Origin of the sequence: Bradyrhizobium sp. HKCCYLS3077, assembly GCF_051167555.1 — a bacterium.
Classification (GTDB): Bacteria; Pseudomonadota; Alphaproteobacteria; order Rhizobiales; family Xanthobacteraceae; genus Bradyrhizobium.
This window is the reverse complement of sequence record NZ_JBNPTH010000001.1, coordinates 1,109,917-1,129,883: the sequence shown is the minus strand read 5'-3', so window position 1 is coordinate 1,129,883 and position 19,967 is coordinate 1,109,917. Positions and strand designations below refer to the sequence as shown.

Genomic DNA, 19,967 nt, shown 5'->3' with positions numbered 1-19,967 from the left:
AGGCGCCTCGACTCCGGTCGGGGCGCCTTTTGCGTGTCCAATCAGTTTGCCGCCTTCGCCTTGCGTGCGTCGGCGATGACCTGCTCGAACTGCGCCATCGTCAGCACGCCGGGGACCCTAAACTTGCCGACGATGAAGGACGGCGTGCCGCGGAAACGCAGGCCACGCGCCTGGCTGTCGTTGCGGGCGAGCATCGCGTCGATCGCCTTGCCATTGGCGGAGAGGTCGCGCTTGGCGCGATCGACGTCGATGCCGCCCTCCGCGAGCAGCTCATCGATGCGCGACTCCGTCAGCTTCGAGCTGGTGCCGATCAGCGCCTCATGCGCCTTCGCGTATTTGTCCTGATACTTGCAGGCCAGCGCCATCCGCGCCGCGGTGACGGATACCGGTCCGAGGATCGGCCACTCCTTCAGCACCCAGCGAACCTTGCCGTCGTCGTGCACGACCTGCTGCAGCTCGGGGTCGAGCTTGCGGCAATACGGGCAATTGTAGTCGAACCATTCGACGATCGCGATGTCGCCGGAGGCATTGCCGAGCACCGGCGCATCGGGATCGCGCAGCACCGAGGCTTCGTCGGGCTCTTCGGCGTCCTGGGCGCGGGCCATGCCCGGCCACGACGCCAGCGCGGCGGCCGCACCAAGGAGTTGGAGGACGCCGCGCCGGCTGGCGGTCAGCGAAGTGTCGTCCGACATGCGGCGTGTCATCAAATCAGCTCCAGATGTGCAGCAGGCTGCGGGTCAGCATATACAGCGCCACCGCTGCGATCACGGCCGAAAACACGATGTTCAGCGCGCCGCGCCGCTCCGAGAGATGGCGCGCCAGCCGGGTGCCGGCAAGGCCCCCGGCGATACCGCCAGCGATGAACAGTCCGGCAAGATCCCAGGCGACCAGGCCGGACCAGGCATAGCTCGCCGCCGTGGTGAGACCGAACGTTGTCACCGCGACCAGCGACGAACTCACTGCATTCATGATCGGCATGCCCGTCGCCGCCATCAGCGCCGGCACGATCAGGAAGCCGCCGCCGATGCCGAAGAAGCCGGACAGCGTGCCGGTGGCGAGGCCGAAGCCGAGGATCGCCGGCACATTGGCCATGCTCATCTTGACGTCGGGGATGCCGATGCGCGCGCGCGTCTTCAGCATCAGGAGCGCGATCACCATCATCACCAGCGCGAACAGCGCGAGCAGCTTCTGACCGTCGACCATCTTGCCGAGCAGCGAGCCGGTGAAGGCGCCGACGATGCCGGCCGCCGCGAACAGCGCCGCGATCGGCCAGATCACGGTGCCGCCGCGGGCGTGATTGGCCAAGTTGATCGCGGCATTGGTGGCGACCGCGATGGCGCTGGATCCGATCGCGATGTGCGGCTCCGGCACGCCGACGACATAGACCATCAGCGGCACCGCCAGCACCGAGCCGCCGCCGCCGACGAGGCCGAGCGAAAACCCGACCATCGCGCCGCACAACAGACCGAGCACGCCTTGAAGAGCAGAGATCATGGCCGGAGCAGATTCATGTCCCGGCCATCAAGGCAAGCCCCAAATTCACCGGAGCAGCAATGCCGTTGCGATTCGGAGAAGCGGCCGGAGGCGTCACGCCTCCGGCCAGTGAAGATGCTGCGCTGCGTCGGCTCAGGCCGCGCCCTTCAGCTTCTTGGTGCATTCGCTGAAGTAGCCGCCGCCCTTCTGGATCCACTTCAGGCCGCCATTGGCGTTGGTGGCCTTGTTGGCGTTGTACTGATCGACGCACGTATGCATGCGGGCCGTGCCCGGCTTCTCCTTGGCGTATTTCTGATCCACCGCGGTCGGGAAGACGGCCGGGCCGCTCGGCGCCGGAGCCGCTTCCTCCTTGGCGGCCGACTTGGCCTCCTTGGCGGGCTTCGCCTCGGCAGCGGGTGCCGCCGGAGCAGCGGCCGGTGCCGCGGCGGTAGCGTCGCTGCCGCACTGGGCCTTGCGGAAGTCGTTCCACTTCTGGCCGTTCAGCGTGCCGGCGTCCTTGGCCTGCTTGTACTTGGCGCTGCATTCCTGCGCCGTCAGCGCCTGCGCCGGCGCGGCGGCGAACGTCGCGAGGCCGATCGCGGCCAAGGCAGCGAGCGACGGAGCAACCAACGATTTTGCGTGAAAACTCATCCCAGATCTCCCTGTGGAGCATGTTGAATGGGACTATGATACTAGCGAGCCGCCCGCGCACGACAAAGCAGGCGGGAGCGTGGCGTCGCGAAAATATAATTTGCCTCGCGCGGCGATCCGGATCATTCCATTCACACCGGGTTCAGCATCGCCGGACATCGCGCCGGACCGTTTCAATCGAGGACTTCTGCATGAAATTCACTGCCCGCGCGGCGCTCGCAGCCGCCGCCATCGCCACCCTGTTGGCCGCGGGTCCCGCCTGGTCGCAACCCGGATTGACGCTGCCGAGCCGTCCCGACGCCGCCACCGACAAGTTCTCGACCCTCGACAAGACCACCCGCCGGACGATCTCGATGGCCTGCTCGAAGGAAGCCGACGAACAGGGCATCTTCCGCGGCAAGGCCCGCGGCAAATTCCGCTCCGCCTGCAAGCAGGAGAAGGCGGCGGCACTCACTGCGCCGGCTCCGGCGGCGCCCGAGAAGCCGAAATGATCGGCGGGCGGTCCGCCCGGCGGCCGCGCGTGCATGACGCCTGCGCGGCCGCGTTAATTGTTCGCACATCCGGCTTTTGGCATAAGGCGCCGTGCGCCAGATCATCTCATCCCTCCCCTTCGAATGGCCGAGCCGCGCCAAGACGCTGAGCGCGCTCGAGACGCTCGCGCTCGGCACGGCCGGCGGGCTTGTCTTCCTGTTCGCCCATCTGCCGGGCGGCCTGATCTCGGGCGCGATGATCGCGACCGCGATCGCTGCCATCGCCGGCCGTCCCCTGGCGATGCCGCCGATCCTGACCCAGACCGTGCTGCTGCTGCTCGGCATCTCGATCGGCGCCATCGTCTCGCGCGAACTGATCACCCATGTCAGCGCCTATCCGGTGACGATCGGCCTGCTGGCGCTCGCGACGTTCTGCTCGACCTTCGGCTCCAGCCTGTATCTGCAGCACGTCCACGGCTGGGACCGCACCTCGGCGCTGCTCGCCGGCAGCCCCGGCGCGCTGTCGCAGATCACGCTGCTCGCGGTCGAACGCGGCGCCGACCTGCCGGCGATCGCGGTGGTGCAGACGCTGCGCGTCATCATCCTGACCGCAGCGCTGCCGCTGGTTCTGGCCATCGCCGGCGTTGCGCCGGCGGCGCCGGTCTCGCTCGACCAGAGCGTCGCCTCGCCGCTCGGCCTGCTCGTGCTGCTGGTGGCCTCGCTGGTCGCCGCCATGCTGATGCAGCTGATCAAGTTTCCGGCGAGCTGGCTGTTCGGCGCGATGGTTGCCAGCGGCGTCCTGCACGGCACTGGCCTGGTCGAAGGCGGCCTGCCGGACTGGATGCGCGGCGTGGCGCTGATCGGCATCGGCGCCCTGATCGGCAGCCGCTTCGCGCGGATGCGGGTCAAGACCCTGGTCGGGCATCTCAGGGCCGCACTCGGCTCGTTCGCAATCGCGGTGGCGATCTCCGCCGCCTTCGTCACCGTCATCGTGCTGACCACGCATGTGCGCTTTTCCGACACCATCGTCGCCTTTGCGCCCGGCGCGATGGACGCCATGATGGCGCTGGCGCTGACCCTGCACATCGACCCGATCTTCGTCGGCGCGCATCACCTCTCGCGCTTCGTCTTCGTCACCATCGCCACCCCCGGCATCGTCCATCTGTTCGGACGGCCGCAGGAGGACGTCGACGATTAGGCGGCAGCCGTCTTGCGGGTGAGGCCCCAGCCCGCGACCGCGGCGATGAAGAGCGAGATCAGCACGCTGTAGCCGGCCAGCGAGAGGCCGAGGAAGCGGAATTGCACCTCGTCGCAGCGCACGACATGGACGCTGTCCAGCCGATCCAGCAGCGTGCCGGCGCTGCCGAGATTGCCGATCGGCCCGGTGCACTCGGTCGGCCCCGGCCAGAAGCCCCATTCGACGCCGGAATGGTAGACGCCGAGCCCGGCATTGCCGAGCGCCGCCAGCGCGATCAGGCCGAGGCCTACGAGCACGAGCACGCGTGGCGCGCCGCCTCTCGCGGCCAGCGCAATGACCAGCCCGACCGGCACGATCGCGTAATAGGCCCAGCGCTGCTTGAGGCAGAGCTCGCAGGGCTGCAGGCCCCAGACCAGCTGCATGTACCAGGCGCCGGCCAGCGCGGCCGCGGAGATGCCGGCCGCGAGCAGGGCGGCGGTCACGGCGGGGCTGATGCGCCCGGCCGCCGGGTGGGCCATCACGGAGGTCTGGGTCATCGGTCCCTCGCACATGTCGCCGGCCTCGCGCCGGCGCCGTTCCGGCTCCTACTCCGGCTCGCGAAAGCTGTCGAGATGAGACGCCATCACGTCCGTGCGGGTTGACCCCGCCCCGCCGCCCGCTATAGTCCGCCCCGCTTCGCTGGTTCCTGCACAGGGTCCATCGCGAATGCCCCTGTGGCGGAACTGGTAGACGCGCTCGACTCAAAATCGAGTTCCGCAAGGAGTGCTGGTTCGATTCCGGCCAGGGGCACCAACTAGGCTGTTCAAGCCCGTTCTCAAACGTCCGCAACCGCCCGCGCAGTGCTCGGAAACCCTTGAAAAATAGGCACTTCCGCGTACATTTTCGTTCGTCACCGTTTGTTCTCCTCCGATCCCAGCCGGCCGATTTGCTGGTATTTTTGCTGGTATCTTGCTGGTATCGGGAGAACAAACGTTCACGGCGACTTTCGCTATTCCGAATGAAGGAATTGAGCAGATGGCCGGCAAGAACGATGGCGCGTGCGCCAATCCCAAGCAGATCAGGACCGACGTCGACTGCCGCGCCGCCCGACCGAAATTCGACAAGGGCGCGTGGAGTCCCGCCAAGATTTCCGACGTGACCGGCGGCTGGCTCTATCTCTTCGTCACGCCGGACGTGAGCAGGCCCGGCAACGCTGCCTCCAAGCTCTGGCGGATGGACTACCGTTTCCACGGCCGCCAGAAAACCTACTCCATCGGCCCCTACGGCAACGGCAGGGATGGCACGTTCTCGCTCGCAGACGCGCGGCGCGAGCGCGACAAGGCCAAAGACCTGCTCAAGGAAGGCAAAGACCCGAGCATCGAGAAGCAGCTCGACAAGCACAGGCAGGCGGCCGCCCGGCCTTTCGGGCAATGGGCGGACGAATGGCTTGCGAAGAAGAAGGTCGAGAAAGTCAAACGCGGTAGGGTCGTCGCGGTACGTGATCCCAAGACTATTGAGGTGCTTGAGCTGCGCGTCGGCTACGTCAAGGATCGCTTCGGCAAGCTATGCAGGCAAGACATCAAGCGTCCGGACGTGCTCGCTTTCATGCGTTCATACGAAGCCGACGGAAAGCTGGAAACACGCGACCGCGTGCGCAGCATCTGTGAGCAAATCTGCAACTATGCTGATGTTGAAGGCGACGGCTACAATCCATTCCGCAACCTGAATGGGCAGATGATTGCCAACATTTCGACCCCGCGTCCCGGCGTCACCGAACCGCGCGACGTGACGCGCGTCTTCAAGCTCATCAGCGCACCCTGGACGAGAGCGAGGTTTGGTGACGTTGTGGGCCTTGCCTTGCGCTTCGACGCGCTGACCATTCCCCGCCCCGGCATGGTCAATGAAATGGAGTGGAGCGAGGTCGATTGGGATGCCGAACGCTGGACTATTCCAGCCACCAAGATGAAGACCGGTTGGGACCATGTCGTGCCTTTGTCACGGCAGGCACTTGCAATCCTGCGCAGCGTTCAGAAGCTGACCGGCCATCGCCGATACGCATTTTCCTGCTCGAAGGATGCCCCGCTATCGAACAACACGCTCAACAAGCGCTTGCGGCTGCTTGGCATTGACACCAAGACTGATCATTGCGCCCACGGGTTCCGGACCACCTTCTCGACCCTGTCTCACCACGAAGAGATCAAGGACGCCAAGGCATGGGATGGCGATGTCGTCGAGCTGCAGCTCGCGCATCTCGATAATTCGACTGTGGAAGGGCTCTACAAGAAGCACGGACCGCTCGCGCTGATCGGCTCGCGCACGAGGCTGATGCAGCATTGGGCTGATCGGATCGACCACTGGCTCGATCCCAAGAAGGTGATGCCGATCAAGGGAGGCACGCAGGCTTGAATCGCCTATTTTCAGATGGGGTTGATGCTGCCCGGTTAGATCTGTGGCAAGCTTATGTATGGAGCGTAGGCGATGTTCACGACTTAAGTGTGCTCAATCAACCGATACCGGAGCAGTGCCCCGGCGTTTATACTACAATACTTGAGCTACAGGGTTCATCCCACGGGACATATGTCGCGGTCACTCTGTCCTCCAGACTATGGCTGAACCGGGTGCCGCACGCGAGGGACTATTGACGCGCGCGAGCATCGGCTGAGAAGCGACAGACGGTACCATCGCCTGACGTTCTTAAGACTTTGAACTGACCGACTTCAACCTCTTTATCGCCTCTCGCGGATCAAAACCGATGGCATTTGCAATATCAATCAATTCAACCACATCGATTCGCCGTTGGCCACTTTCAACATTTGCAATGAACGATTGGTAACGGCCAAGTTTTGCAGCCACCTCGGCCTGCGTGAGACCAGCCTTCTTGCGCTTTTCTACTATAAACGCCCTCAACGCCTCATGGCGTGGCGATTGAAGCGTTTGAGACATTCGACAGCCGCCCCTCGGTAGATCGAGGGCAACTCAAATAATCCGATTTGCAGATTATCTAAAAATTGGATATTATCGTCGTGTGGGCCGCTCTTTTGCCCGACCACAATCGCCGTCATATCGCAGGAACTGACTTGTCTCAGACCAGAGAAACCAGCGCCTTTCGGCCGATCCACACGGGGAATGCGCGCGGTCATGATACGGAGATAGGCTTCGCCATGCAGGCAACCGATGAAGATTCGGCGCTCATGACGCTAGGCGAGCAGTTCGAGGGAGTGGCGGCTCAAATTCAGAAATTGCAGAGCTTGGGCTCGGAAGCCCACCTCGAGGAGATCGAGGACGCGCTCCGACGCTTAGAACCCATCGAGCGGGCCATCATGCAGACGCCAGCGCTTACTGCCCTTGGTCACGGCGTAAAAGCTCGGCATGCAGCCCACGTTGTATCCGAATACTGGAACGCACCGATCGATCAGATCGATTGGGATGCGCGGGCCGTTCGCCTCCTAATCGAAGCCGTATGCGAAACTGCCGGGCTTCCATTGCCGCTTCGCGATGACCGGGACGCATAGTTGTTCGCGACAACCGGACGATGGCTTTAGCGTCTCGCAAGCAGAGCTGGACTGGCTTTCGTACGTGTTCCGCTAACTCCTCTGACGATTCCTCGCAAGATCTTTGTGGAGTTGGACGAATCGTGCCCCACCAGCGCTTCCGAACGCCGAAACACGGCCCATGCCAAATCGAACAACCGAACAGAATCCACCTCTCCTATTGAGCCGAGGGGTAGGCAAGTGCGTCACCCAGCGTCCGGCCAATTCAGCGATGTGCGGTTCAGTACCAGCGCCTGGGGGGCGGGTCTCCCAACGGATCGTGTAGCTCGTCCTCTTCAGGGTTCGGGAAGAGCTTCTGGTTGGCGAGCACGCGCTCGACCATGACTGGATCGAGCTTGTTTTCAATCGTCTGCAATCGGTCCTTTAGCCAGGCACGGAAGCGGGCAACTTGCCCGTTCGTCTGAGGGGCTTTCGTCAGGTGCCCTTGAGCAAGCCAGGAGCGGAGAGCGTCCGCCTCACGGGTGAGCTTCACGATGTCGTCTGCGAAGGCGGAGCGAGCTTCCTCTCGTTTAGACCGGGCGCGGGCGAGATCGTGGCGCCGCTGTAACTCGGCTTCTCTCCTGTCTCTTTCTTCTCGTTGCTGGCGCGCCACCTTTCGCGCGGCCAAAAGCACCGTAATTCCATCGACGACCGATGACACCAGGTCTTCGAGACGTTGAGTTCGGCCATCAGCCCAGGACCGGCGAACCCCATCGCTGTATCCATCAATCTGGATCAAGAGTTCGCCGGTCCAGACGGTGTCCCTCTCAGGGTAGACCGCTCCGTAAGGCGGGGCAGGCCATCGGCTCGGGTTACGCCAGTGCCGCTCCCGTTGCTCTCGCCGCCGCGCCACTTCGGCCAGTTCATCGGCCGTTGGCACATGCGCGACCGTACGCGTTCGTTCTTTGAGGTTAAAGACCGCCCTTTCCGGCCCGACCGTCACCTGCATGGCTTCGCCAGTCGGGGCAAGGGGCGTTCCGTTAACTTCCAGGGCACGGGCGAGCCGATCAAGGACGTATGCTGCGCGCTCGATGCTCTCCCGACCGACCGTCACGCCGCACAAGCCGTCGCCGAAGGCCTCGGCCGAAACGCTGGACGGCGTGCACTTTCGCAGGGCCTGGACGGTCTGCCGCACGGCCGGGTGGACGTCGGTGATGGGCTCGTGGATCGGTGCAGGCGCCAGCAATCGCTGGCGTCGAGGTGCCGCAAGCTTGCGCTCGGCTTTCCGCGCTTCGATGACCTGCCGAACGGGCTCGGGCAGGTCCACTAGGCCGGGCCGAATCTCGATGCGATTGAGCGCAGGTTCCGGTACGTCGGTGAAGTGCGTTTTCTTCGGGTTCTTACCCGCTTCGAGCTGCGCCCAGTAACCACGCCCGGGTGTTGGCACTCGGTGGCGGTCGCAAACCTTCTTGAGACCGACATCCGAGATACCGAACTCTCGGGCAAGCTTGCTCATCGGCGTCGCCCAGACCAGGTCGTAGAGCTCGCGCCGGGTGAGTGTTCGCCCACGAACTGTCATAGAAGAGCGCCCCCGTTCAGCACGCAATGTGGCAACTCATGCGACGGGCGCAGAAATCTCAGTCAGCCGAGTTCCGCCCACTCCTGCACCTGCTGGTCTTGCCGCAATCGTAAGCGCCGCCACAGCGCGGCGAATATGTCCTCGTTCGAAGCACCTGGGGTGACCGGTAGGCGCGGCCAGGGTTCTGGCGTCAGCCGTGTCTCACTCCCGGAAAAACGCAGGCAGGAAGTCGTCGAGGCTTTCCGCCACGACGCCGCGTGCGCCATTGCGCAAGGCAGCGCTGTTGGCCGCTTCCGCCGCGGACGACGGGAACAACGTGCGATCGATCTCGCGATCGAAATCCTTCCTCGGCACGAAAGCCCGCTCGAGCCTCGCTTGGAGGGTTGCGTAGGGATTTTGGCGAATGGCAAAGCTTTCCCCGTCAAAAACCGTGACGAGGAGATGAGCGTAGACGTACACGCTTTTTGAGAGGCTGTTCTGATAGACTCCTACTCCGGCAATTGTCTTGTTGGTCGGAGAATATGCTCCGGGAGACGCCGTGATGACGACGTAGCGCCTGCACCTGGTGCTCCCCGCGATCCGCCGAACGATATCTGTCAACTGGCGGCCGGGCGGCGGAGCCGGGCGAGATGGAGGATCGTAGAACGGATCGAACGCGCTCTTGGGATAGGTCAGGCGCAGCACCGTGGCGCCGGCCCCCGCTGCGACGCGAACCCGTGCGGCGATGAGATCATCGAGGCCCCAGCTCTCGATCGGCGCCACCAAGGTCTCGCTGTCAAATGCAGTGAACCCGATCTTCGTCACCATGAAGCGGTCGGCGGCGGCAATCACCCCGATGCACGACTTGCTGGCCTCCGGTCTGAGAGTTGCCATCGCCGGGGCCCGGGCCAAAGCGGCCGAGGCAAGACAACTCAGTCCAAACACGACAGCTGCACACCGAACCATCTCGCCCCCCGGACCTGATCGCGTGCCGGACTTTTGGAGCTCGCCGCAGGCCGCAATGGAGACCTAAGCCAAGTTGCGCGCTCGCACCAGCAATCAGGACGATTGAACGGTTCGAACAGCGGCCAAATCAAGCCCGGTCTTCGGCCGATCCATGGGGACTCACCGCCATTGCCATGGGACGACCTGCCAATCGAATGCGCCTGCCCCAGTTGAAATGCGCGCGAAGCTGATCCATGACGTCGGATATGGCGCCGGGACGTCGAAGACCGCCGCCTCAGCATGATACCGTATCAGAATGCGCTCGCTGCCGAACTAACAGCGACGCTCCTCTCGACGCTGATCGGCTCGATGATCTCAACTGCATCCCCAGCCTGTGGGTCGGCGTGGGGTCCAGGGACCGATCGACGTCCTAAATGTTTGATAAACCTCGCACCTGTGGGGTCAATGTTCGGAGCCGAAACACATTTGGCGGATCGCGAGTTCCTTCGCCCCGCTTCTAGCGCCGATCGCATACTAGAACGACGCTCCGCGCACGCAGTCGCTCGGCGGACTACCATTATCGTGCATCAACGATGTGCTGCTGAAACAGTTCGATCTGTCCCCTTGTGTGTTGCCGGATCCGCCTCAAACGCTTGCTTCCCCTTCGCTACCCACAGCGCTCGCGCCCGTTCGCCCTGACCGCTTTGGAGCTTGTCGGCCATCCAGAGCAGCGCGCCGAAAATCGTGGCGCGGTCGTCGCCGGTCAGGTCTACGATACCGGCTTTCACGACGAGGCCGCCGAGTTCGATTAGATGCCGCGTGCGCCGGCGGCGCTCGACCTGCCACGTGCGCATGTTATGTCGCGCCCTTGCGGCCTGATGCCGGTTGCGTGCCGCTCGGTTGCGCAGGAGCGCCATCCGCGTTTCGGTCAGCTGGCGGCGCAGTTCGCCGTGCCCGGCTTTGAAAAAACGCGGCCCCGCGTTTGGCCCATGCCTCCCTCTTTCCGGCTTCTTTTGTCTCGGCTAGCACGACCAGCGCGCCCGCCAGTTCGTTGGCGTTAAGCGCGTCTGCCCCGGTAGCAATCACCAGTTCACCGAGTTGCTGCACTTTGCGGGTCTTCAGTCCTCGCGCCTTGTCTTCGAGCGCTTTTAGTGCTGCGTCGAAGTCCCGTGGTTTGCGCATCATCGTCTCCGTCAGGGTTGATGGAGAAATGATAGACGAGCACCCGGCACAATGCTGTAAGGTCGCCAGGACGGCCTGGGACGCGGTAGTCCCTCCCGAGAATTTTTCGAGGGAGGGCGCGCTTATACGTCGTTCCGACGTGCGCTCTGCCGTGCCACTGATCTGATCGCGATGGCGATCTATCATCTTCACGTCAAGGTCATTGGCCGCAAGTCTGGCTCCAGTGCGGTAGCGTCGGCCGCCTACCGCTCGGGTTCGCGGCTGCGCGACGAGCGCCTTGAGCGTAGCCACGATTTTTCGGGAAAGCGCGGCGTCGTCCATTCTGAGGTGATGTTGCCGGAGAACGCGCCGCCAGCATGGCGCGATCGCGAACGGCTTTGGAACGATGTCGAAGCCTTCGAAGTCCGCAAGGACGCGCAGCTTGCCCGTGAAGTCGAATTCGCCCTTCCGCGCGAGATGAGTGAGGCACAGAGCATCGAACTCGCCCGCGACTTCGTTCGGGGCGAATTCGTCGATCGGGGCATGATCGCCGATCTCAATGTGCATTGGGATATGGCCGAGGACGGCGTGCCCAAACCCCATGCCCACGTCATGCTGACCATGCGCGCGGTGGACGAGACCGGTTTTGGCCGGAAAGTGCGGGAGTGGAACCGCACCGAGATGGTGGAGCGCTGGCGCGAACGCTGGGCGGAGCTTGCCAACGAGCGGCTGGCCGAGCTCGACATCGACGCGCGGATCGACCACCGCAGCCTCGAAGCACAGGGCCTCGCGCTTGAACCGCAAAGCCAGATCGGTGCGCCGGCGCAGCGGATCGAAGGCGAAGGAATCGAAGCCGCTGACCGCGCCGAGATGCACCGCGAGATCGCGCGGAACAATGGCGAGAGGATCATTGCCGATCCTTCCGTCGCACTGGATGCGATCACCCAGCAACAATCGACCTTCACGCAGCGCGACATGGCGAAGTTCGCGCATCGGCACAGCGACGGCATCGACCAGTTCAACGAGGTCACGGGCGCGATGCGCGGCGCACCTGGTCTGGTCGAACTCGGCAAGGACGGACGCGGTGAAGATCGCTTCACGACCCGCGAGATGATTGAGGCCGAACAGCGCCTGTATCGCGCTGCTAAACTAATGGCGGAACGGGAGCGCTATGCGGTCAATGATGCTCACAGGCAGGCCGCACTCCTGCGCGCTGAACGGCGCGGGCTTTTGCTTTCCGGCGAGCAGGCCAACGCGCTGGCGCATATCACCGATGGGCGCGATCTCGGCATTGTGGTCGGCTATGCCGGAACGGGAAAGAGCGCGATGCTGGGCGTGGCGCGAGAGGCCTGGGAAGCGGCCGGCTATGAGGTCCGTGGCTTGGCGCTGTCCGGCATCGCAGCGGAAAATCTTGAAAGCGGATCGGGCATATCGTCCCGCACCATTGCCAGCCTGGAGCATGGCTGGGGACAAGGCCGCGACCTGCTCAGGTCGCGCGATGTGCTGGTGATCGACGAGGCGGGCATGGTCGGCACGCGCCAATTGGAACGCGTTCTATCCCATGCGGCAGAGGCCGGCGCGAAAGTCGTGCTGGTCGGCGATCCCCAGCAGTTGCAAGCAATAGAAGCGGGCGCGGCCTTTCGTTCGATTCACGAACGACACGCCGGCGCGGGAATCAGCGAAGTGCGCCGTCAGCGGGAAGACTGGCAGCGCGACGCCACGCGCGATCTCGCCACTGGCAAAACCGGTAATGCGCTTGAAGTTTATCGCTCCCGCGGCATGGTGCATGAGGCCCAGACCCGCGAACAGGCGCGCGGCGATCTGATCGAGCGCTGGAACCGAGACCGGCAGGCGTCGCCTGACAAGAGCCGGATCATCCTCACTCATACCAACGACGAGGTCCGGGCGCTTAACGAGGCGGCGCGCGGGCGGATGCGGGCTGCGGGTGATCTGGGGGATGACGTCCGCCTGACCGTCGAGCGCGGCGCGAGAGATTTTGCCAGCGGAGACCGCGTCATGTTCCTGCAGAACGAGCGCGGCCTTGGCGTGAAGAACGGCACGCTCGGGTCCATCGAGCGGGTCAGCGCGCAATCCATGACCGTGCAGACCGACGATGGCCGATCGGTTCGCTTCGAACTCAAGGATTATGACCGGATCGACCATGGCTATGCCGCGACCATCCACAAGGCGCAGGGCATGACGGTAGACCGCACCCATGTGCTGGCGACGCCGGGCATGGACGCCCATGGCAGCTATGTCTCCCTGTCGCGGCACCGCGACGGCGTCCACCTGCATTACGGCCGGGACGATTTTGCCGGTCAGGACCGGCTTGTCCGCACCCTGTCCCGCGACCGGGCCAAGGAGATGGCCTCGGACTACGAGCGTGCCGATCCGGTCCAGAGCTACGCCGAGCGGCGTGGGATCACCTTCCGCGAGCGCGTGACCGAGATTGTGCGCATGGTCGTGCCGGAAAAGCTGCGGGACATGTTCGACGGCCTTCGCTCTCCTGGAGATGCGCCCGGCCCGGATGGCGGACGGAGGCCGGAGCGGGAAACGCCGGAAAGGGAATGGAGCGGTACCGGAGCCGAGCGGCGCGAAGCCGAAGCGCCGGAAAGGAGTGTGGCGGCAGACCCGGAAAAGGAATTGCGTCGCGTGCGTACCCAGGCGCTCGTGCGCCATGCCCGCGCCGTGGATGCGATCTTCGAGGTGCAGGAGATGGGCGGCGAGGCAAGTCCCGAGCAGGTGAAAGAACTACAAAAGGCCCGCCAGGTCTTCGAGGAGGTGCGGCCCTATGGCTCGCACGACGCCGAAGCCGCCTACAAGAAGAACCCAGAACTGGTCCGCGAGGCGGCCAGCGGCCGGCTCGACCGCGCCATCCGCGCGCTTCAGCTCGAAACCGAACTGCGCATCAATCCGGGCCGCCGCGCCGACCGCTTCGTGGAGGACTGGCAGAAGCTCGACAACATCAGCGAGCGCCAGTATCAGGCGGGCGATATCTCCGGCTACAAGGCCACGCGCTCGGCGATGGGCGACATGGCCAGAAGCCTCGAACGCGATCCGCAACTGGAATCCCTCCTCGACAACCGCAAGCGGGAACTCGGGATCGCGTTCGAATCGGGCCGCCGGCTCGGCCTCGAATTGGCCTTCACACATGGCATCGACCTCGGCAGAGGCCGGAGCCTAGGAATTTGAGCAATCCGATTTACTGCCGATTGTTCGCCACAGTACGATGACGTGTGAAATCCTCTTGCGCGTCCTTGAATGCATGCCTTGTCTGGTCTCAGCAGTCGTCAGAAACAGCCAGCGGAAGGCAGCGCGGCCATGCGAGAACGAGACCGTATCGTCCGCTTGAAAACCGTTCTTGCCCGAACTGGGCTGTCCCGGTCCACCATCTACCGCAAGATCGCCGAGGGCACGTTCCCGACCCAGATCAAGATCAGCGTCAACGGGACCGGCTGGCATGAATCCGACATCAACCGATGGATCGCAGATCCCGTCTCGTGGCGTCCGAAAGGCGAGTTCGATGAAGTAGGGTGAGCTCTACGGCTTGTCCTTCTGCCGGCGGAGGTGGGCCGGGCCTGCGGCAGGCTTGAAAGTGGCATTATTGCGCCCCCGCTTCGCGGCTTCGGCCTTGACTGCCTGCCACTGGCCTGGTCGGGGTCCCCAAGCAGACGGACTCGCGTTACCTCGTCACATGAGGCGTTGGTGGGTGCGTTACGCCGTCACGGATCGTGCGTTACACCGTTACAAGTAACGTTCGGCCGCACGCCAGTTCGGCGCGCCGCCGAGAATTTCCCGACATAGTTCCCGGACCGCTGTCGCGGCCCCGGATTGACCCTCACTCCGCCGCCTGCGGATAGGCGTCGTTGCCGTGCTCGCCCCTGGCTCCCTTGCGTTCCCGATCAGAGCGTGGCGTCGCAACAGCACCAGCAGCCACGTAGTTCCCGCCGGCAACTGCTCGGTGGCCTCGGCCATGTCGACATATGGCCGCCGTCCGCTTGGCAGCCTCAGGTCGCGCAGCAGGGTCGCCCCGCCTCGCCGGCCCTTTGCCGCACTTCACCCTGGCGCGCGCGAGGAACGGAGCCCCTTCAGATTGATCGGTGCGATGTTATACTGATCTTTTCACATTGATCCAGTGCTGCCGCGTTCGTGGAGTACTCGCGCCACGGCGCAACAGAATCTCGTTTCTGCCGCACTTGATGGCGAGCTGGGACCGATTCAGGACAAGACAGAGACGCGGGATACCAGCTTGAACGATTTGCCTCCCCATAAGAAATTCGCGCGACAGATCGAGCGCATTCACCCGCGGCACGAAGTCCAAGCCGATCCCGGGCCCTCACCTTGTCTATGGATTCCTAACGACATCGCCGAACGCCGTCGTTGCGCCTATTCATCCGAAAGCGATGCCGGTGATCCTGACGAGCGAGGAAGAACGCGACATCTGGATGCGCGCGCCGTGGGACGAGGCCAAGGCGTTGCAGCGGCCTCTGCCTGACAACGCGTTGGAGATCGTGATGCGCGGTCCGGAAAAGGAAGATAAGGCAGCCGGGTAGATCATGGACCGTGCGTTGGAGCACGTGGCGAACGGAGCGGAGAATCTGGCACGGGCTCTGGCGGCAGCTGCGGCGTGTTGATCTTGTTGCGGTTCCGGTAAGGATCACCGAGCGTCGAAGTCGGCAGAGGGCTGATTCGTGCTCACCTCGACGGTCGCATCGTATCTTGAGACACTCGAGGCGGAACAGCGGCGCGCCGTCGGGCGCCGCTCAAGCAGCAGCACGCTCCCAGGGAAGACACCCCATGATTACCAGCCTTGCGAACATCCTGCAGGACCTTCAACAGGCAGAGGCCGCCAAGCTCGCACAAGAACACATCACGCATGCGCCAACCATTGGGGCCATGTATGAGGGGTTGACACGGGATTTGCTGGATCGCGCCATCCCGGTCGAGCTCGACGTACGCGTCGTAAGCGGCTTTGTCGAAGGGCACGACGGTCAACTGGGGCCGCAGACAGATGCGATGCTTGTCACGGGCGAAGGCAAACCGGTCCCCTACACCAGCGATTTCGTCTGGCCGATCCAGAATGTACTCGCCGTTTTCGAAGTGAAGAAGAATCTGTACGGCGCGGATCTGGACGACGCCTTTCAGAAACTCCGCAACATCAACGATATGTTCGGCGCTTACGTGCAAAGCGTGCAACCACAGTTTGACGTCACCTCCGCTTTCACAGCCTTCGCGCGCCTTACTGGCCTTTATCCCAGGAGGCGGGCGGAGCTAATGCAATTGCCAGAGGAAGTGCGGTATTTTTACCATTTGCTCGTCACGGAGTTGACTGGCCCAATACGAGTCGTCCTTGGTTATGAAGGCTACGTTGACGAGGCCGGTCTTCGCTACGGCTTCTCTGACTATATTGAGCAGAATAAAGCCACACGCGGCTTTGGGCTCGGCTCCTTTCCGAGCTTGGTCATTTGCCGGAGCAACAGCCTGCTCAAAATGAACGGTCAGCCTTACATCTCTCCCCTTCTGGATGACTGGTGGATCGCAGTTGTGTCAAACAACGAGAATCCTATCAGAATCTTGCTCGAACTGATTTGGACGCGGTTGTCCAATCAATTCAAGCAGTACCTTCCAATGAACGATACGCTGCAGATGGAGCGACTTGCGCCTTTCCTTTTGACAAGGATTGGACAAACGGGACAGACCGTCGGCTGGGAGTTTCAACATTTCGAGTTGGATAAGAAGGAACTGGCGACGATTGAATCAAGCCAGTGGGCTCCGCGTGAGGTGAATACGAACGAGTGGGTCATCTTGCAGCAAGCTGCAAGTGAAGGAGAACTTGATGTTCGTGATCCGGGCTTTCGCGAATGGGCGCAAAACGAAAAGCTCGATCCTGATGAAGCCATCGCTGGACTGGTAGCCGATCGCCTGCTGGCATGGATTGATGAATCCCACGTACGCATCTTGACGCCCGGTAACCTGATCACGGCGTTTATGCCTTCAGGGCAGACCGTCGTCACAGCCGAAGACGAGCTTGCAGGCCTGTGGATGATGGAACAACTCGACGCGCGCAAAAAGGCATCCGAGGAATGAAGAGTTCGTCGGTGGTGCCATCCGCTGTATAGTCTGCACATGCTCGACCAGCGTACTTCTGCACCGCAGCGTGCGGCTATCTGGCTTCTCGCTACTCGGCATTAGGAGTTGCTGCCGCTTGCACCTCAACCGATTGGCTCGATCCGAGCACTGCGGTCCAATGTGCAACGAGCGCAGCTATGGCCATCAACGTTAGAACAGCGAACACGGTCGGCTCTAGTCCGGGAAGTACGGTGCCGTTTGCAACACAGGGATCCGGAAGGTCTTTCATGAAATCGGTGCAAATGCGGGCCGGGTCGTTAATTGTCTTGGCGAGCACGGTCCAATCGAAGAGTCCAACGGGTTTTTTACTGCCGTCGTTCAACATCACTGTTGCCGTGACAAATGCGTGCCAAAAGAAGATCAGCGCGATCGCCGGGATGATTGAGAATATCGAAAGCATGGTGCCTTGAAAAATCCTGCCTTCGCGCGAACCGGTATCGATATCTTCGAAACCGACAATTGGAATGCGTCGATGCCAGAGAGGGCCGCCGCGCAACGCAAAAAAGCGCCCGATGCACGACGCGGCGAACAACAGTATTGTGCAGATCGGAATCGCGATCATGGCGGCAGGTGTCTTGTTGGAGACGACAAGTTTTGCTCCGAAAATCTCATTGCCGCCCTGGACCACGATCCACGTATTGAGCGCGTAGTAAAGCAGCACCGCGCTCACGACGAACCAGATTTTTGCGATTTGAGCCTGGGTCACATGATCCCCGCCGACATGAGAGCGGACTTGCCGCTAGACTTCTAGTGAGAGATTTCGGCTGTTCCGGCAAGGGCGGTCCCATTATCGGAAAAGCGCAAAGTTACGGGTGTTTGCCCCGCCTTCACGAGGACCGGGCGCACATCGTAGTGCAAGGAAAGCTCCTGATCGGGGATGCGGACCTCGCCGCGAAGTTCCGGAATAAAGGGTGCGGCGCTGAAACCGATTGTGTTCACCAAGGGGGCAATCGGAGCGCAAGCGATATCCATGTTATAGCTCGACAAAATAATATCACGCGGAGCTGGACGTATTTGCGCGACGAGACCAGACGTTCGCAGCTTCAAATCATACCCCAAACTGCCATCCTCGGCTCTGGTGTGATGAGCCTCCGCGGTCACGTCGAGGTTCTGGTTCGGCAGAGTGACGGAGACACGTTTGCTTTGGCCCCATGGAGCCTGGCAGGCAAGGTGTCCTACGATGTCTAGGGGCGTGAAGTGAATATGAGTATCAGCACTTCCCTGCCCTCCGAGCAAAAGCGACAACTTGGCGCTATCGAGCTTTGGGGTGAATACCGCACTTTGGACACAAGCCGTGAGCGAGGCCGAACCGGTACCGAAGCTGCCATCGATATTTGCGAAGTTTCCAGTATGCGCGATGGCATCGACAACACCCTTGCCGCCTTCACACGCGAGCTTCAGGGTCGTTTTCTCCGTCTCGCAAGCCGCCTTGTTAGCAGCATAAATTGAGTTCTGAGTAGCTTTTGCGGCCTCGCATACCGGATCGTTGGTGTGGATCCAACAGCCACCGACGAAGGGGCGACTAATACATCCGCCGCAGCTACGCTCGTCGTGAGGCTGATCGCAACGCTTAGAGGGGGTGCAATCGATGAGGCTCGCCGCCGGGAGATTGACTTTTTTCTCGAACTCCTGCTTCGGGATGTCGGTAGAAGCTGTCAGACAAAGGTGGGATTGCAGGAATGCAGAATTTAGAATGATGGCAATGAGGGATTTGGACACAGCTACGGTAGTGTGCTTGGGCCAGTCGGCGATACCGAGACCATCCTTTACTCGCTGGTCCACGAGTTCTTTCAGATCCTTGAACGCGGCTCCGCCAGTTTGAGGACCTGACGAAGGCTTGGGATCGGTGGGGAACGCCAGTTTGACAACCCCGATGATCCGGTTGCGATCAATCAACCATGCGATGGCTGCGACGCGCGCGGGAGAGGAAATGGGGTTGCCGGTGACTTTCACCTCGATTTTCGTTTGGCCGGAGGTTGAGGCCTGGAAGGAGTGATTTGCCGACTCCGCCGGGAGAGGACTGATCGGGACGGAGATCCGCGTAAATTCGAGATGGCTCAATCCTCCAGAGATCCGATCCGCATAACCATTCAGCCAGCTGACGATGGAGTCGGCCGCACCGGTCATATCGGCGGTATCTCTTCCGAGAAGTTGACCGAGTTCACCAGTATCCACGGTGATTTTGTCGACCTTGATATTGCGGAAGACAGGCAGAAGCCGGAAGACGATCGCGGTAACCTGATCATTTGTCGCGCCTTCGGTCGCGCTTTCGACGGCGATACCGAACGAGATACGTCCAACCACATGGGGATGCAGCTTGTCGAACAGAGCTTTCAATGCCTGGCGGCTGTCCGGGATGATCTTGCCATCGACAATGCGATCGAGGGTCAAGGAGATGTCGAGGACGTCATTGTCTCCAGACAGCTTGATTTCGGTGATGCCAGCGGCTTGGACTTCGGAACGCGCGAGCACCAAAGCCCGAAGGTCGTCAAACGCGACACCGATACCGACGTTGACATCGGCACTCGAGCGAAGCGCATCTAGAGCGGTCTTGATCGCGCGCTGGCTCTGTTGATCCGCGGTGACGGCAGGATATTTGGTGTTCACGAGGTCTTCGAGCGGGCCGCAGCGAGCGCTGTCGATCATGGCACCCAACATCATAGAAGCGATTGCCACGATCAGTGCCGCGCGCTGCGACGTTCGTTCGCGCTTGGACCGCGAAAGGTTATCGCAACACGCACTCAATATGAATGACAACACTGCCACGTCTCCTCAATGAGCTTTGGAAATACATCAATGACCAAAATTGGACGGTCGGCGGTACCATCTACAGTTGAACTATCTTATGACATTGCGCCAACGGACAATGGCATTTTCCCGCACCTCATGAAGAATTCTGTTGAAACACAAGAGCCGCTGGCCTTGACCGTCCG

At 62.1% G+C, this 19,967-nt stretch carries 18 protein-coding genes, 1 tRNA gene and 1 pseudogene; 9 read left to right on the top strand and 11 right to left on the bottom strand.

Going from position 1 to position 19,967, the window contains the following annotated elements; genetic code table 11:
* Positions 1 to 41: 41 nt before the first annotated feature.
* From ACQR0Z_RS05000 to ACQR0Z_RS04990, 3 genes are all read right to left on the bottom strand, one after another.
* The gene (locus ACQR0Z_RS05000) at positions 42 to 692 is read right to left on the bottom strand and encodes a DsbA family protein (RefSeq protein WP_434917847.1); all 651 of its coding nucleotides are present in this window, start codon (positions 690 to 692) and stop codon (positions 42 to 44) included.
* A gap of 16 nt (positions 693 to 708) precedes the next feature.
* Positions 709 to 1,494, bottom strand: coding sequence for a sulfite exporter TauE/SafE family protein (locus ACQR0Z_RS04995; RefSeq protein ID WP_434917846.1), 786 nt, complete (start codon positions 1,492 to 1,494; stop codon positions 709 to 711).
* 132 nt (positions 1,495 to 1,626) lie between these two features.
* Positions 1,627 to 2,124 (bottom strand): hypothetical protein, encoded by a 498-nt coding sequence (locus tag ACQR0Z_RS04990; RefSeq protein WP_434859801.1) that lies wholly within the window; start codon positions 2,122 to 2,124, stop codon positions 1,627 to 1,629.
* A 191-nt stretch (positions 2,125 to 2,315) separates the two neighbouring features.
* On the opposite strand from ACQR0Z_RS04990, the gene ACQR0Z_RS04985 reads away from it, so the two are divergent.
* Positions 2,316 to 2,615 carry a hypothetical protein gene (locus tag ACQR0Z_RS04985; RefSeq protein ID WP_434917845.1) on the top strand — a complete coding sequence of 100 codons (300 nt, stop codon included), beginning with the start codon at positions 2,316 to 2,318 and terminating at the stop codon, positions 2,613 to 2,615.
* Between the two features lie 91 nt (positions 2,616 to 2,706).
* Positions 2,707 to 3,792, top strand: a complete 1,086-nt coding sequence (locus ACQR0Z_RS04980; RefSeq protein ID WP_434879886.1) for an AbrB family transcriptional regulator — start codon at positions 2,707 to 2,709, stop codon at positions 3,790 to 3,792.
* On the opposite strand, the gene ACQR0Z_RS04975 is transcribed toward ACQR0Z_RS04980, so the two are convergent.
* The gene (locus ACQR0Z_RS04975) at positions 3,789 to 4,328 is read right to left on the bottom strand and encodes a disulfide bond formation protein B (protein WP_434917844.1); all 540 of its coding nucleotides are present in this window, start codon (positions 4,326 to 4,328) and stop codon (positions 3,789 to 3,791) included. The two genes, ACQR0Z_RS04980 and ACQR0Z_RS04975, sit on opposite strands and share 4 nt — an antisense overlap.
* A 171-nt stretch (positions 4,329 to 4,499) precedes the next feature.
* Between ACQR0Z_RS04975 and ACQR0Z_RS04970 the strand changes: the two genes are divergently transcribed.
* Positions 4,500 to 4,584: transfer RNA gene (locus ACQR0Z_RS04970), tRNA-Leu, on the top strand.
* A gap of 222 nt (positions 4,585 to 4,806) precedes the next feature.
* Positions 4,807 to 6,177, top strand: a complete 1,371-nt coding sequence (locus ACQR0Z_RS04965; protein WP_316237133.1) for a tyrosine-type recombinase/integrase — start codon at positions 4,807 to 4,809, stop codon at positions 6,175 to 6,177.
* A 288-nt stretch (positions 6,178 to 6,465) separates the two neighbouring features.
* Here ACQR0Z_RS04965 and ACQR0Z_RS04960 read toward each other — a convergent pair whose 3' ends face one another.
* Positions 6,466 to 6,714, bottom strand: coding sequence for a helix-turn-helix domain-containing protein (locus ACQR0Z_RS04960; protein ID WP_316237134.1), 249 nt, complete (start codon positions 6,712 to 6,714; stop codon positions 6,466 to 6,468).
* A 65-nt stretch (positions 6,715 to 6,779) separates the two neighbouring features.
* Here ACQR0Z_RS04960 and ACQR0Z_RS04955 point away from each other — a divergent pair, with 65 nt between their 5' ends.
* Positions 6,780 to 7,283 (top strand): hypothetical protein, encoded by a 504-nt coding sequence (locus ACQR0Z_RS04955; RefSeq protein WP_316237135.1) that lies wholly within the window; start codon positions 6,780 to 6,782, stop codon positions 7,281 to 7,283.
* Between the two features lie 259 nt (positions 7,284 to 7,542).
* Here the strand turns inward: ACQR0Z_RS04955 and ACQR0Z_RS04950 are convergent, their stop codons facing one another.
* The 4 genes from ACQR0Z_RS04950 to ACQR0Z_RS04935 form a co-directional block, all read right to left on the bottom strand.
* Entirely contained in the window at positions 7,543 to 8,757 is a 1,215-nt protein-coding gene (locus ACQR0Z_RS04950) for a hypothetical protein (protein ID WP_316237136.1), read from the bottom strand.
* Between the two features lie 264 nt (positions 8,758 to 9,021).
* On the bottom strand, positions 9,022 to 9,693 hold the full coding sequence (locus ACQR0Z_RS04945; RefSeq protein ID WP_434917843.1) for a hypothetical protein: 672 nt from the start codon (positions 9,691 to 9,693) through the stop codon (positions 9,022 to 9,024).
* Positions 9,694 to 10,331: 638 nt separating this feature from the next.
* Positions 10,332 to 10,598, bottom strand: coding sequence for a conjugal transfer protein TraD (locus ACQR0Z_RS04940; RefSeq protein WP_316237138.1), 267 nt, complete (start codon positions 10,596 to 10,598; stop codon positions 10,332 to 10,334).
* A gap of 1 nt (position 10,599) precedes the next feature.
* Entirely contained in the window at positions 10,600 to 10,926 is a 327-nt protein-coding gene (locus ACQR0Z_RS04935) for a conjugal transfer protein TraD (protein WP_316237139.1), read from the bottom strand.
* Between the two features lie 171 nt (positions 10,927 to 11,097).
* Here ACQR0Z_RS04935 and traA point away from each other — a divergent pair, with 171 nt between their 5' ends.
* The 4 genes and pseudogenes from traA (at position 11,098) to ACQR0Z_RS04915 (ending at position 16,992) form a co-directional block, all read left to right on the top strand.
* Positions 11,098 to 14,097, top strand: a complete 3,000-nt coding sequence (gene traA / locus ACQR0Z_RS04930; RefSeq protein WP_434917842.1) for a Ti-type conjugative transfer relaxase TraA — start codon at positions 11,098 to 11,100, stop codon at positions 14,095 to 14,097.
* A 129-nt stretch (positions 14,098 to 14,226) separates the two neighbouring features.
* On the top strand, positions 14,227 to 14,442 hold the full coding sequence (locus ACQR0Z_RS04925) for a helix-turn-helix transcriptional regulator (protein WP_316237208.1): 216 nt from the start codon (positions 14,227 to 14,229) through the stop codon (positions 14,440 to 14,442).
* Positions 14,443 to 15,209: 767 nt separating this feature from the next.
* Positions 15,210 to 15,458 (top strand): annotated as a pseudogene (locus ACQR0Z_RS04920) (SOS response-associated peptidase); the annotation flags it as partial.
* A 244-nt stretch (positions 15,459 to 15,702) separates the two neighbouring features.
* Complete coding sequence (locus ACQR0Z_RS04915; protein ID WP_316237141.1) at positions 15,703 to 16,992, top strand: DUF6602 domain-containing protein; 1,290 nt, start codon at positions 15,703 to 15,705, stop codon at positions 16,990 to 16,992.
* Between the two features lie 91 nt (positions 16,993 to 17,083).
* Here the strand turns inward: ACQR0Z_RS04915 and ACQR0Z_RS04910 are convergent, their stop codons facing one another.
* Complete coding sequence (locus ACQR0Z_RS04910) at positions 17,084 to 17,740, bottom strand: hypothetical protein (RefSeq protein ID WP_316237142.1); 657 nt, start codon at positions 17,738 to 17,740, stop codon at positions 17,084 to 17,086.
* 41 nt (positions 17,741 to 17,781) lie between these two features.
* The gene (locus ACQR0Z_RS04905; RefSeq protein ID WP_316237143.1) at positions 17,782 to 19,680 is read right to left on the bottom strand and encodes a hypothetical protein; all 1,899 of its coding nucleotides are present in this window, start codon (positions 19,678 to 19,680) and stop codon (positions 17,782 to 17,784) included.
* Positions 19,681 to 19,967 lie beyond the last annotated feature (287 nt).